The 14,449-nt window shown below is 39.7% G+C and carries 10 protein-coding genes; 6 read left to right on the top strand and 4 right to left on the bottom strand.

Annotated features, from left to right (window positions below; all coding sequences use genetic code 11):
- Positions 1–8: 8 nt before the first annotated feature.
- Positions 9–1,730, bottom strand: a complete 1,722-nt coding sequence (locus V7K35_RS22790; protein WP_335081873.1) for a serine/threonine-protein kinase — start codon at positions 1,728–1,730, stop codon at positions 9–11.
- Between the two features lie 119 nt (positions 1,731–1,849).
- Positions 1,850–2,686 carry an alpha/beta fold hydrolase gene (locus tag V7K35_RS22785; protein ID WP_335081871.1) on the bottom strand — a complete coding sequence of 279 codons (837 nt, stop codon included), beginning with the start codon at positions 2,684–2,686 and terminating at the stop codon, positions 1,850–1,852.
- A gap of 612 nt (positions 2,687–3,298) precedes the next feature.
- Here V7K35_RS22785 and V7K35_RS22780 point away from each other — a divergent pair.
- The 3 genes from V7K35_RS22780 (at position 3,299) to V7K35_RS22770 (ending at position 5,384) form a co-directional block, all read left to right on the top strand.
- Complete coding sequence (locus tag V7K35_RS22780) at positions 3,299–3,694, top strand: hypothetical protein (protein ID WP_335081867.1); 396 nt, start codon at positions 3,299–3,301, stop codon at positions 3,692–3,694.
- A gap of 623 nt (positions 3,695–4,317) precedes the next feature.
- Positions 4,318–4,659 carry an NINE protein gene (locus tag V7K35_RS22775; RefSeq protein WP_335081864.1) on the top strand — a complete coding sequence of 114 codons (342 nt, stop codon included), beginning with the start codon at positions 4,318–4,320 and terminating at the stop codon, positions 4,657–4,659.
- A gap of 23 nt (positions 4,660–4,682) precedes the next feature.
- Positions 4,683–5,384 (top strand): helix-hairpin-helix domain-containing protein, encoded by a 702-nt coding sequence (locus V7K35_RS22770; RefSeq protein WP_335081862.1) that lies wholly within the window; start codon positions 4,683–4,685, stop codon positions 5,382–5,384.
- A 197-nt stretch (positions 5,385–5,581) separates the two neighbouring features.
- Here V7K35_RS22770 and V7K35_RS22765 read toward each other — a convergent pair whose 3' ends face one another.
- Entirely contained in the window at positions 5,582–6,817 is a 1,236-nt protein-coding gene (locus V7K35_RS22765) for an ATP-binding protein (RefSeq protein ID WP_335081860.1), read from the bottom strand.
- A gap of 120 nt (positions 6,818–6,937) precedes the next feature.
- On the bottom strand, positions 6,938–7,684 hold the full coding sequence (locus V7K35_RS22760; RefSeq protein WP_335081857.1) for a cache domain-containing protein: 747 nt from the start codon (positions 7,682–7,684) through the stop codon (positions 6,938–6,940).
- A 1,132-nt stretch (positions 7,685–8,816) separates the two neighbouring features.
- Between V7K35_RS22760 and V7K35_RS22755 the strand changes: the two genes are divergently transcribed.
- The 3 genes from V7K35_RS22755 to ntrB all read left to right on the top strand — a co-directional run bounded on the left by V7K35_RS22755 (position 8,817) and on the right by ntrB (position 14,374).
- A complete protein-coding gene (locus V7K35_RS22755; RefSeq protein WP_335081854.1) occupies positions 8,817–11,066 on the top strand; it encodes a glycoside hydrolase family 65 protein in 2,250 nt (749 codons plus the stop codon).
- Positions 11,067–12,081: 1,015 nt separating this feature from the next.
- Complete coding sequence (locus V7K35_RS22750; protein WP_335081851.1) at positions 12,082–13,464, top strand: CmpA/NrtA family ABC transporter substrate-binding protein; 1,383 nt, start codon at positions 12,082–12,084, stop codon at positions 13,462–13,464.
- Positions 13,465–13,534: 70 nt separating this feature from the next.
- Positions 13,535–14,374, top strand: a complete 840-nt coding sequence (ntrB, locus tag V7K35_RS22745) for a nitrate ABC transporter permease (protein ID WP_335081849.1) — start codon at positions 13,535–13,537, stop codon at positions 14,372–14,374.
- Positions 14,375–14,449: the final 75 nt, after the last annotated feature.

Genomic DNA, 14,449 nt, shown 5'->3' with positions numbered 1-14,449 from the left:
TAGAAATGTTACAAATTATTTGGTATCGTCTTGAACTTTTCTACTGACCCCAAAGAATAATCTTCTAACTTAAAATCAGCAAAAGGCTTCTTTTGTAACCTATCCCGTAATGCCTCATCCAGAATTAAACCTGCTGATTTTTTTTTAACTCCAATAATTATAAGACTTCTCTGATATTTGGTTAAATCCTGATTTACCTGACAATCACTCCGTTGAAATTGTCCTATATTTAATATTCGATAACTTTTGACGCTTGGTGTATTAATAAATAAATTTTTTACTAAAAATTGTAATTGTTTGGAACGTTCTAAAGCCATACGTTCTTGAACTGCTATATCTGCCTTACAAGAAACTGTACCTACAGCGATAATCTCACTGGGGGCTTCCATTATCTTCTCTATACCTTCTTGTTCTAGGTTCAACTTTAAAAGGTCTAAACTAATAATTTCATCATTATGTTTAATTTGAAAATTGCTACCTAAAAGCCATTTATATTCTACTGATAAAATAGCTATATTAAATTCGGCTACCTTTCCCTGACTATCCCTACCTTCTTGATAAGGAAAATAATCAATCTTACCTTTTTTTTCGGGAGCTTGTTCGTAATTTTGCATCCCAGTAAATTTTGATGTCCGTGTTGCTAAAGCCACTATACTAAGTAATCCTAATATCACTAACAGGGCTGTAAAAAATGCCAGTAGTGGTACTTCTTGTGGCTGTTTATGTGGAGTCAATGAAGTTTGAGTAATTGGTGGTAGCAATTGTTCGACGTTACAATCTTCTACTAAATTAATATTTTCAGGATTAGTTTCTATTAGTTGGGTTTCAATTTCTTCTAGGCGCTGTAAAATTTGCTGAGTGTTGGCAGGACGCTTTTTTATATCCGGTGCTGTTAGCCAATCAATTAAATTCAATAGTAAAGGTGAGATATGGATGGCATGATTTTGCCAGTGCAATAAATTGTGCTGGACATTATACATATCTAAAGGATGGTGTCCCGTCAGCAAAAAGACAAAGGTGCGTCCCAAGGCAAAGAAATCTGATTGCGGTACTGCTTGACCATTCATTTGTTCTGGAGCGCTGTAGCCAGATGACATCAGTGCTGTCATTCCGTCGCCATTGCTGAGTTTGTCTGGGTTGGTTCTGCCAATTTCAGTGGCAGTACCAAAATCAATCAGTACCAAATTCCCCCAACCCTTCCCAAGGGGAGAGCGAACCATGATATTAAATGGCTTAATATCTCGATGCAGGTACTGTTTAGCATGTACTAAATCCAAAATTTCTAGCAATTGTTTTAACCAGGCTATAGCTTGTTCTTGTGAAATAGGGTAACTCTGCTGCTGTAGCCACTGTTCTAAGTTGTAGCCTTCGATTTTTTCCATTGCAATGCAATGCAGCACTAAACCATTTCGGGTTTGATACTGGAAGTAACTATCCTCCTTGGGAATACCGGGATGCTTGAGGAGTCCCAGCACAGTTACCTCTTGCTGAAATAGTTCTACTGCTTTGGCATCGGATGATACATCTTTTTTAAGTATTTTAAGGATTTTAGGGGTATCTTGTTCGTATGCCTCATAAACTTTACTAAATCCTGTTTTGTCGCTCAACAGGCATGTCACCCGGTAACGTCCTAGCAATTCCAAATGGGAACCACAACTTTGACAAAAGCGGTTTTGATGATTATTCGGGTGATTTGGTTTAGGGCAAACGGGATTGATACAAAGGCTCATGACTGGCTTATCCGTACTTGAAGGGGAACGTAGATGCAAAAGGGTTTGTCGCTAGACATCGCTCCTATTAATTCTTCTGTTGCCGGATGATAATCCCGTCCAAATAATCATGAGATTTTCTATTTGTGTTCTGCTAAGAAAGCTGCTACAGTTTGGTTAAATGCGTCTGGTTGTGTCAAAAACGGCCAATGATTGCCGGGAACTTGGCAAATGCGTAAGTTTTTAAGATAGGTTTTGTAAGGTTTAATTTGCCAATCTTGGCGGTTCAGTCCTTGTTCTGGTTGGACGAAGATGGCGGGGGTGTTAAGAGGAATTGTAAAACCAGGCACTTGCATTACTGCTTCAAAAATACCGTCGCGGGCGGCTATGGTAAATTTGCTGCCCCAACTACCATCAGGTTTTTGTTCTATTCCGGCTTGGAAAACTTGCTGCTGTAAGGAACTCCATCCTTGATATTGCTTTAATTGGCGTGCTTGTTGTTCGGCTTCTTGATGAGTGGCAAAGGGGCCCATGCTTTTGAGAAAAGGCAAGAAGCGATACAACATGGGAAAACTTACCTTGAGAAGGCTAGGCATTTTCCAGATGAAAATTGGATCGACCAGAATTATACTCCGCAAACGCTTTGGGTTTTGCCTTGCCCAGATGGGGGTTAATTTGCCTGTCCACGAATGACTTACAATATGGGCAAAAGTCCATCCGAGATGATCCATGAGTGCTTCAAGGTCTGCGATCGCACTTTCAAAACTATAATCTTTCTCAGGCTTACTACTTTGGCCATGTCCGCGCATATCTGGTGCAACTATGTGGTAGTCTGCCGCTAAATAATTTCCTAAACTAGACCACACTAGAGCATGGTCGCCTAAACCGTGTAACAGTAGTAAAGGTTCTTGACCTTGGTTCCACTCTAAATAAGAAAGTTGGATATCAGGCTTTGATAAAGTTTGACGTACAGGCATGATTGCACATCCACTAGTGAAGAGATAGTTTGGCGTTTATATATTACTGCCAAAGCAGATGGGGAGACTGTTTTTTGAACGTGACGAGAAACTTGCCAATTTTATTGCATAACGCACCCTATTAGCTAAATTCGGCATTTAAGTTAAAAAATTTAGATTTATCTGAGTATTTCAGATTTAAGATACCCCAGCGTTGGTTTTTCAACTCATTGCGTCTTATATCTAAGATTCTTTTCTTATAATCACGATTTTTTTCTTATAATCACGATTTTTTTCTTATAATCACGATTTTTTTCTTATAATCATGATTTTTTTCTTATAATCACGATTTTTTTCTTATAATCATGATTTTTTTCTTATAATCATGATTTTTTTCTTATAATCACGATTTTTTTGTTACTATAGCAATCCTAAATCATTCGTGAAAAGTTAGATTTCCGACTTCTAAAATAAGTGGGGGATCTGGACACCGCGAATTTGAACGAAATGCTTGTCGTTAATATTGCTGAAGTTAATATTACACTTGTTAGTAATTTTTGTGGATTCTACTGAGCCTAAATCTAGCCTTAGTAAGGCAAGCTAGCTCTAGAACACAATTAAAACAATATATGTATGCCTCGTCAAAAACGTACATACCGCGCTTTAGAAAAAGCTGAATTAAGAGTTGCTGGACTCAGAGCAATTAATCCTGAAATGGATTTTGGAGATGTTCGCAACTTGCAATATATAACACAAGTCAGTCAGCAATTACGCACAAAAATTGATACTTATAACACTGCTCTGTCTGTGATTGACTCTTCTAAAAGCGAGATGGATGAATTGGAAAAAACTTTAACTGACCTTACTGATAAAATGCTAATTGCAGTTGCATTTACCTACGGTGCAGACAGCAGTCAATATGAAATAGCTGGGGGTATTCGCAAAAGCAAACGCACCCGTAAAACCAAGATAACACCCTTGAGGGCGACTCCAAAGGAACCAGCTAATGATAACACTAAAACTGCATAGTCCCGTCTGTATTTAAACTACACGATTAAAGACACAAGATTGTTCTTTGATCCCCATCTATAATATTTTATTTTTGCATTCTTTTGTTGTTTAAAACAGCAATAAATGCAAAACTTCAATGAGTTTTTTTGCTTTTGAATTTACTTTAGTCATCAGAAAGTTTACGGAAATATGTTGATTTAAATTAAAATAAAATAGGTAAATTTTGTGAGGTTTTAAAGAGAGAATTTAACTAAAATTACCTGTAGATCAAGTTTCTCTTAAATCAAGCAACTTTTTAGTGACCTATAAATTGTTTATCAGCAATTTTTTGTCAACATAACTTTATCACCTGATGAGCAACTTGAAAAACCAAAGATTAATACTAAATTCTCATCGGTTGCGTCTGGTTCCATATATAGCAATTGGTTGTCTGATTTTTTATTTCAATTCCAACCTAGATTTTAATTACCTAGTCAAAGGATATTTAGTCTTAATGGAATCTCAGCTATGTATAATCTTTATTTATTTTATTACAACCAAATTTAGTAGTAAATCACATAAATAATCTGGGAAGTCCAAAACTTTTGTTTTGATTGAATGCCAGAAAATATTTATTATAGTTAATCAAGAAAGGAAATGTTATGAAAACTAAATCTACAGCTATTCTGCTTTGTTTTTTTTGCGGCTGGGTGGGAATTCACAAATTTTATCTAGGACAAAATGTAGCAGGTATTTTGTACTTATTGTTTTCCTGGACTTTTATCCCAGGATTAATAGCCTTCGTTGAGTTTTTTGTGCTAATTTTCATGTCAGATACAGAATTTAATACAAAGTATAATCAAGGTATAGCAATCGCAGGTGGAGTAGTATCTGCTAAAGATGCAACCAGTGCGTTAGCTGATTTAAAAAATCTTTTTGAATCTGGTGTAATTACCGCAGAAGAGTATGAAGAAAAACGGCAAAACCTTCTGAAATATTTGTAAATTAAAACATTAGTTGATTTACTGTGTCACAATCTAAATCTTGGTTTCAACAAACTCCTGCTTGGGTGTGGTTATCATTAATTCCAACATTGGGGGGATTTGCTATTGCCTATGCAGGTTATAAATCCAAGACTAATACTTGGATTGTAATAGGAATTAGCACTTCTGTTTTAGCTTTTGCTTTATCTGCAAATAGTTTAGCATTTGTAATTTGGATAGCTCAAATTGGTATTGCTTTCTACCTCAGAAAAGCTTTTTTAGTCAAAAGTTATCCGAAAAACTTAGCAATTCCTGAAGAACAAGAGTTAGCAAAGTTAGTTGCGAATACTCGTAACAAAGTAGATATTAATGAATGCTCAAAAAATGAACTAGTTAACTATTTAGGGCTACCCATAGTTTATGCAAATAATATTGAATCCCTAATGAATGAAGGATATGTTTTCACTCATGTAGAAGAGTTAATAGAAATAGCCGGAATTCCCGAAAAGCAAGTAGCTAGAATTACACCGTTAATTACTTTTAGCTACAACTACAAAAAAGAAGCTGAATATTCTTGGAAACGCTTAAACATATACTCAACTCAAGAATTAATTACCTGTGGACTAGATGGAGCGATCGCAGAACAAATTGTTGCAGAAAGGCAACAACGAGGTGACTATAAATCATTGATTGATGTAAAGCAGCGTACTGGATTACCATTTACTACTTATCGTCACATAGCTTAGAGGTTGTTTGAAAAGTGGTTAAGTGTAATTTTAATTGCGTTGTTACCCCCCTTAATCCCCCCGATATATTGGGGGGAAACAAGAAAAATTCGATTCCCTCCCCAATACATCGGGGAGAGTTAGGGAGGGGTAAAAAATATTTGATACATCATTATGGACTTTTCAAACATCCTCTTAAAGATTATCAAAACGATGAATTAATAATTAGTTCTAACTCCCCACTCCCCAACCTTTTTCCAAGGGAGTTTGACTGTAAATCGACTACCTTTCCCTAACTGACTTTCGGCATGGACAGTCCCACCGTGCAACTCGACAATTTTTTGCACCATCACTAATCCTAAACCAGTGCCCGCTGCTCGACCGATAGAGGAATTTTCAACTTGCACAAAAGGTTGAAATAATTTGAAAAGGTCAAAAGTCAGGGCGACAAATTCCCCTATTGAGCTAACGAAGTTTTGCTCACTCAGTTCCCATGTCCGGGGAGTCTCAATCTGCTCATACAATACTGTTCCTACTACTTCGCCACTAACCGAAATAGAGGTATCAATTAGGGATATAATATTCTTTGGTTCTATCAATTCATCCGATAATTCTTGTACTCGTAGATCAGTGCGAGCGTCGGTAACGGCGATGGTACGGGCAGATACTAAGGTTTTAAAGTAGATGGGATAATCTGCAAGGTTGCGTTCTAAACCTGCCGAATGTATCTGGTTGTGACGTTCATAGAGACTTATACATTGTAATTTGGTGCGTTGGCGCAACCCGCCGTAGGCATCGCCATTGAATAACCACACACCTACTCGTTCTACTTCTAAGGCATTTGCTGCTTTTTGGGTGATGATTTTGAATGCTGTTTCCAGATTTCCTTCTGAAATCGCCCTGTGATTTGCCAGTTCTGCTAGTGCTTGATTATGCTGGCTTAATCTTCGCTCACTGTTAATCCGTTCTTGGATCTCTTCCTTTAATTCTTGAGTTCGCTGCTTAACTTGCAATTCTAACTCTTCATTTTTGGTAGACAATACATTAAAGGTTTTGCGTAACGGCTCCATCATCTCGTTGAAAGATTCACCCAGCACCTTTAGTTCTCTAATGCCCTGTATTATCACCACTGAGTCTTCGTTATTGGTAAAATCGGCTAAATCTTTTGTTACCCTGCTGAAGTAGAGAATTGGCTGAGTTATCCACCGGGCGGTGACAATCCCCAGTAAAGTAGCTAGTCCCAATCCTCCCAAACAGAGAAAAATTGTGTTTTGAGTGTTGCGATCAATTTGTCCGATAAAATCTGCTTCTGGGACAGCCACTATAATCAACCAATTGACATTTGGTTCGCCCTGTAACGGTCTAACTTCTAAAAATTGTCGTTTGCCGTCAAAGAAGAAATCTAGTTGCTTTAAACTTTGAATCTGGTCAAAGTTACTAAATTTAGTTGCCAAATATTTAGCGCTTGCTTGAGTAAAAGAATTCCCGCTCTGAGAAGCTGCTAACCGAATGGGTTTACCATTTTGGAGGCGGAATGGTTCTTCCGTTGTGGAACTTGCTACTAATAGCCCCGATCACTCGATAATAAAAACTTGCCCAGATTTACCAACTTTAATATTTTGCAGTAAATCCCCAATCTGTGATATATGAGTTAGAGTGCTGTTGACTCCGAGTAATTGACCTTGGGAGTTATATATAGGAAGAGAAGCACTAATTAGAAGCGTTGGTTCGGTGAGGGGTGTAAAAATCCGACTAAAGGTGAATTTTTTGGCGGTAACTGCTGCTTGATAATCAAGATGCGATCGCGCATCATAGTTTTTGATCACCTCTGGTAGTTGGGTGCGTTGACCTTGATTGTCAATTCTGTAAGTGTAGAGGTCGTAGCCAGTTGACTTTCCGGCATATCTTAGCAAAAATTGGCGATCGTTGAGCTTCTGGACTGCTAAGTATTCTTGCTGTTCGTTGCTTGCCGTTAAGGCGATCGCATCAGGAAAAATCTCTAACTGCTTTATTAAGTATGACTCCCAGGTTGCAAGATTTTCCATCTTCAGCAATCCGATGTCAATAATATTTTGATTACCGCGTAGTACTTGACGCGGGGTTGAAAGATAAGTCTGTAAATTCTGCTCTACTCGATTGGCGACTTGATGACGCAATTCGCTAGCTACCTCATTGACTGCCTTTTGCCCGTTACTAATTGATAAGTATGCAGTTAATCCCACAGCTAGGAAGATTTGCAGCAGAAACAACGCTACCAAGATGTAACTTAGGGGTACGCCTTTAAACAGGGAAACACTACTTTTTCCAAAATTTTTGTTCATCTGCCCACTCCCCCTGCTCCCGCTGACTGTCCTGTAGTACTGAGTACAACACCTCGACTTGGCACTCGTGTGGGCTTATGCATAGTTTGTACTCCGTCAGATCAAGTGCCAATATACCACTTATGGTAAAAGAACAAAACATTACGCCGTGTGCAACTTTCTCTCAAACCTAACCCCCAACCCTTGTAGCGTTAAGGAGCAAGAATCAAAGCCAAAACTGTTATAGTGGAGATGAGATAATAATTTCAGCAGTTAAATATTGAGGCAAAGCCTTGATGAATGCATTCCCATGCAGAGTATGGGAACGAGGAAAAGCCTCATTAAGTTAGAACACCACAATTCAGTAATCCTGGAAGAACCTCTCCTTCTACCCCTCTTTTCGTAGGCTACCGTGTATACACAAGTCGTATCACCCCCCTTAATCCCCCCGATATATTGGGGAGAAATATTAAGTTAGAACACCACAATTCAGTAATCGTGCAAGAACCTCTCCTTCTACCCCTCTTTTCGTAGGCTACCGTGATACACAAGTCGTATCACCCCCCTTATAAAGGAGGGAAATAAGATTTCCGGTTCCCTCCCCTTCATAAGGGGAGGGTTAGGGTGGGGTAAAACCTGTCTTCTTCAGCTATTTTCAGACTTATGTGTACACCGTAGCTTTTTGTAGGAGAGGGCAGTTAAGCTAACCCTTCACTACTAGCGTTGGGGACTGGGGGGTTAGGTTTTTGAGTACTGAATTGATGCTCTAGGTTTGATATAAACCGAATTGAATCTAATCGCTTCTTGCTAATTTAAATTAAAAATAAAAAACAAAAATAATTTAAGATTATACTGCCTATTTGTCAGTGCAATAAATTATATTCTAAAGCTGACGAATATAAAAGAAATTCAGCAAAAACCTGATCAATTCGTTTCTAGTTAAAATTTATTACTTCTTGCTTACGTTATTAAGTAAATATAACTCTAGACAGATGAAATTTGAAACGTTACTGTTATTACTAACGTATTTTTTCGGTGTTTAGGCAACATTCAAGTCTAGGCGCTAGAGAAAAGGAGTTAATCACTAAAAGATTACTCCTAATTGTACTGCATCCTACCCACAGCAAGCCCCAAGACATAGGTTTTATTACTCATGCTCAACGTATCCACTCACAATTCTCAACAAAACCAACAACTGATTGACACTACTGACTGGAACGTTATTGAAACGGAGTTTCACCCGACGCAGTTACATCACAAAGAAACCGTCTTCACTCTTGGTAATGGGTTATTAGGAGTGCGGGGTACTTTTGAAGAAGGGTATTCCCAGGATTTACCAGCTACACTCATCCACGGTGTTTATGATGATGTGACAATTGCTCATACTGAACTTGTAAACTGTCCCAACTGGCTACCATTGGTAGTTAAAGTAGCAGGCGTTTGCTTTAGCATGGACAGTGGTGAAATTCTCAACTACGAACGTCGGCTTGATCTGCGTTTAGGTTTAGTTAGCCGTGATTTGCGGTGGCGTAGTCCTAGTGGTCATACCCTCGATTTTCACTTCGAGCGTTTCGCCAGTTTAGCAGATCAACACGTTTTGGCGATTCGCGCTCAAATTACATCCGTAGACTTTCAGGGTGAAATTACCGTCGAAGCAGGATTTGACAGCGAACCAGATACCCAAGGCGTTAAACATTGGCGAACCTTAAACCAAGGTGGCATAGATCAGATTATCTGGCTAAATAGTCAAACCCTCTACTCAGATATTCAACTTGGGATGGCAGCTAAGTTAGTAGTAGATGGTGAGGAAACTATACCCGTGAGCATCGAAAATGCTTCTAGTTCTCCTACTTTGACAACCACCTTTGAGTTATACCCAGGAAAAACGGCGACTGTTGAAAAGATTGTCACCCTGTTTACTTCACGAGAAACAGAAGTCCCGATCGCAGCTGCCTTAGAAAGACTCGCTGATGAACCCAGATATACTACACTATTGGCAGCTCACATTGCTGCATGGGATCAAGTGTGGCAAGACAGTGACATTATTATAGAAGGCGATCGCTTGGCTCAATTAAGCGTCCGTTACAATCTCTTCCAATTACTAGCTGTCACACCGCGTCACGATAACCGGGTGAGCATCGCTCCCAAAACCCTCTCCGGTTTTGCCTATAGCGGACACATCTTTTGGGATACGGAAATATTCATCCTGCCCTTCCTCACCTTAACTCAACCAGCCCTAGCACGTAACTTGCTCACCTACCGCTACCACACCTTACCAGGAGCTAGACGCAAAGCTCAAGAAGCAGGTTATCAAGGAGCGATGTTTGCTTGGGAAAGTGCCACTACTGGGGATGAAGTGACTCCGCGCTGGGTACCAGCTCCCAACGGCGAATTAATCCGCATCTGGTGCGGTGACATTGAAGTGCATATCACCGCAGATGTTGCCTATGCAGTTTTACACTACTGGCAAACTACCAACGATGATGATTGGATGCGGGATTATGGCGCGGAAATTATCCTTGATACGGCTGTTTTCTGGGAAAGTCGGGTGCAATGGAACCAACAGCGCCACAGCTACGATATTTTAGATGTGATTGGCCCTGATGAAAATCACGATCGCGTCGATAATAATGCCTTCACCAATCTGATGGTACAGTGGCATTTGCAGTCAGCTTTAGCGCTGTGGGACTGGCTCAAGCAAGCTTACCCTGAAACCTCAGCCCAACTGGGGCAAAAACTCAACTTAACCACAGAGCGTCTGCACCGATGGGTGGAAATTCAAGAGCGTCTATTTGTGAATGAAGATGCCCAAACAGGTTTAATTGAGCAGTTTGAAGGCTTTTTCCAGTTAGAAGACATTAACTTCGCTGATTATGAACCGCGCAGCAAATCTCTGCAAAGTTTGTTGGGAATTGAAGCCACAAACCAAAAGCAGATTCTCAAGCAGCCAGATGTATTGATGCTTCTGTACTTAATGCGCGATCGCTACGACTATAACACCCTTACTACCAACTGGGACTATTACAACCAGCGCACCGACCACAGTTATGGTTCTTCACTAGGCCCAGCCATTCACGCCATCTTAGCTTGCGACATGAATCAACCAACCGAAGCCTATATGCACTTTATGCGATCGGCCTTGGTAGACTTGGAGGATGTCAGGCGTAACGCAGGCGAAGGAATCCACGCCGCCAGTGCTGGAGGAGTATGGCAAGCGGTAGTTTTCGGGTTTGGCGGGATTCGGATGACTCAATTTGGCCCCGTTGCCTGTCCCAACCTACCACCTAACTGGACGCGTTTGAAGTTTCGCCTGCAATGGCGTAACGAGTGGTATGACTTCGACTTACAAGCTGAAACAGAAGTCCAAGTTCCCACCTTGGCAGATACACGCTCGGAAATTTAGTAGGGTTATCTTTGACTTGGATGGAGTTTTAACCGATAGCTAAGAGTTTCATTAGTAAAAGCGACAGTTTAAAAGTTGATTAATTCTTGTGAGGTTGTCCGTCTAATTGCCAACGATACAGCGGTTTTCAATTCAAAACCGCTGTATTGACTAAAAAAGGGCGTTACTCAATAGCCCACCTTTGACCAAATAATCATGAATTCATAATTCATAAATTTTAGACACTAGACCTCTTGCATAAGTCGAATAGACCCCCCTTAATCCCCCCTTATAAAGGGGGGAAACCTGAAATCTTGCTCCCTCCCCTTTACAAGGGGAGGGTTGGGGAGGGGTGATTCAAGGATTTTGCAAGAGGTCTACTGTATAATCAGTGGTCGAAAACAGAGCATCGAGAGTTCAGAGCTAACACGCTATAAGAAATTATGAATTATATGAATGTGTCCTCTGCGTCCTCTGTGGTTAAATAAAAGACTTTTAAACCACAGAGACGCGGAGGGCGCAGAGAGAGAAAAAGAGATTTTCGAGTCACCTTGAAGGGGCTATACCTGAATCCTTAGCAATATTTATAGAAGTCAAAGTCGAAACTTCGTATTTTATTTTTAATGTTATTGTTTCTTGCTTAGAGATGTAATCATAAATAAAAGATTATATAAACTATAGATTTATTACTATTTAATAGTACTTACTTAGATAGTTGGCTGCGATACATAAGCTTTTACTTATACCTGCAATATAATATTTATTTAATAATTTCCCTTTCGGAATTAACTATTTTGTTTTAAAAGCAAGTAAACTAATTTGAACAAGGGAAAGTTACCTCCTCGGTAGATTTCAATCAATTAATATAAGTCATTAGGTTTATTAAAGATAGTTATATTGCCTTTTCTTCAAAAAAGGTTGAATTGGCACGACTATCATAGCTTGATATATCTATTGATAATGCAAGATAAATTTGTTTATCTTTGCCTAATTTGTCATAGCTATAAACAATAAAATTCATTTTGAAGGAGACTTGATGACAGAATTTTTTAATCAAATTTCCCGCCGCAAATTAATCTTAACTGCGGGAGTATCTGCGGGTGCTGTGTTCCTGAAAGGCTGTTTAGGAAATCCCCCTGACAACCTTACTGGTAATAACTCTCAAGTTGTCCCAACTGCTCAGACAGTTGCTAATATTAGCCCTGAACAAAAACCAGAAACTACGAAAGTCAAGCTGGGATATATCCCGATTGTAGAAGCTGCTCCTTTAATTATTGCTAAAGAAAAAGGCTTTTTTGCTAAGTATGGTATGACTGATGTTGATCTTTCTAAGCAAGCTTCTTGGGGTTCAGCACGGGACAATGTAGAAATTAGTTCTGCGGGGGGTGGTATTGATGGCGGTCAATGGCAAATGCCAATGCCGCATTTAATTACAGAAGGTTTAATTACCAAAGGCAATAAAAAAATTCCGATGTATGTGCTGTGTCAGTTAATTACACATGGTAACGGAATTGCGATCGCCAATAAACACCAAGGTAAAGGTATCAGTTTGCAGCTTGCTGGTGCTAAATCTCTGTTAACCCAACTCAAATCCTCAACACCTTTCACTGCTGCATTTACTTTCCCCCATGTCAACCAAGATTTATGGATTCGTTACTGGTTAGCCGCAGGCGGCATAGATCCTGATGCAGATGTCAAGCTGCTTACAGTACCTGCGGCTCAAACTGTCGCCAACATGAAAACAGGAACAATGGATGCCTTCAGTACAGGCGACCCTTGGCCATATCGTCTTGTTGAAGAGAAAATTGGCTACCTAGCAGCATTAACCGCAGAGATTTGGAAGAATCATCCTGAAGAATACCTTGCCATGAGAGCCGACTGGGTTGACAAAAATCCCAAGGCAACGAAAGCGATACTTAAGGGCATCATGGAAGCACAGCAGTGGTTGGATAATTTTGATAACCGCAAAGAAGCAGCGCAAATTCTGGCTGGACGAAATTATTTTAATCTTCCCTCACCGGAAATTCTGGCAACTCCATATCAAGGCAAGTATGACATGGGAGATGGGCGCAAAATTGATGATAAATCAATGGCAGCTTATTACTGGAAAGATGAGAAAGGTAATGTTTCTTATCCCTATAAAAGTCATGATTTATGGTTTATAGTCGAGAACGTCCGTTGGGGATTTTTACCACAAGATTACATTACGAATAATGCTGCAAAAGCTAAAGAACTAATCAATAAAGTCAATCGTGAAGATATTTGGAAAGCAGCTGCTCAAGAAGCTGGTATTGCCGCTGCCGATATTCCGACAAATACATCTCGCGGTGTAGAAGAATTTTTTGATGGCATCAAATTTAATCCTGAAAAGCCAGAAGAATATTTGAAAAGTCTCAAAATCAAAAAAGTTAGTGTTTAGTAGAGACGCAATTAATCGCGTCTCTATAAGCCAAATGACCAATGACAAATAATCAAGAGAATAAAGCATCATGACAATAGCCCAAAAACGCCCTGTAACCCCTAGATTTAATAACAGCTTTATATCTCGTCTGCAAAAGCAATTTCCTGACATTGTACCGCCAACGATCGCCATCCTCATCTTCCTGATTATCTGGCAACTGTTCGCTTTCACTCCCGGTGCGACATTACCAGGCCCAATACAGGTTATTAAAGATACCTGGGTACTAATTTTCTGGCCCTTTTATGACAGAGGTGGCATAGATAAAGGTCTGTTTTGGCAGATTTGGGCTAGTTTACAACGAGTTGCTATCAGTTATACCCTAGCAGCGATCGTTGGTATTGGCTTGGGCATTTTGATTGGGGTGAATAAAACCATGTCCAAAGCTTTAGACCCCATCTTTCAACTACTGCGGACTGTACCACCTTTGGCTTGGGTTCCCATTTCTCTAGCAGCCCTGCGACAAAACGAACCAGCCGCCTTATTCGTAATCTTCATTACTGCAATTTGGCCAATCTTACTTAATACTGCCGTCGGCGTTACCCAAATTCCCCAAGATTACAACAACGTTGCCAAAGTCCTGCAACTTAGCCGCAAAGAATATTTTATTAATATTCTGATTCCTGCCGCTTTACCTTACATTTTCACTGGTTTGAGAATTGCAATTGGTTTAGCTTGGTTAGCGATTATTGCCGCCGAAATTGTTATGTCCGGTATCGTCGGAATTGGCTTTTTTATCTGGGATGCCTATCAAAATAACAACGTCAGCGAAGTGATATTGGCTCTAATTTATATTGGCGTTGTCGGTTTAATCCTAGATAAAGCAATGGTTTGGCTTCAAAACAAGATTTTACCAGCAGAACAGAAATAGTCATTAGTCATTGGTCATTGGTCATTTGTAAAAAGCTAAGGACTAATGACCGCCTACTAAGAACTAATACCAAAA

The organism is Nostoc sp., from assembly GCF_036917275.1.
Lineage (GTDB): Bacteria > Cyanobacteriota > Cyanobacteriia > Cyanobacteriales > Nostocaceae > Nostoc.
The sequence above is the reverse complement of the archived record's forward strand: the minus strand, read 5'-3'. Positions and strand labels throughout refer to the sequence as shown.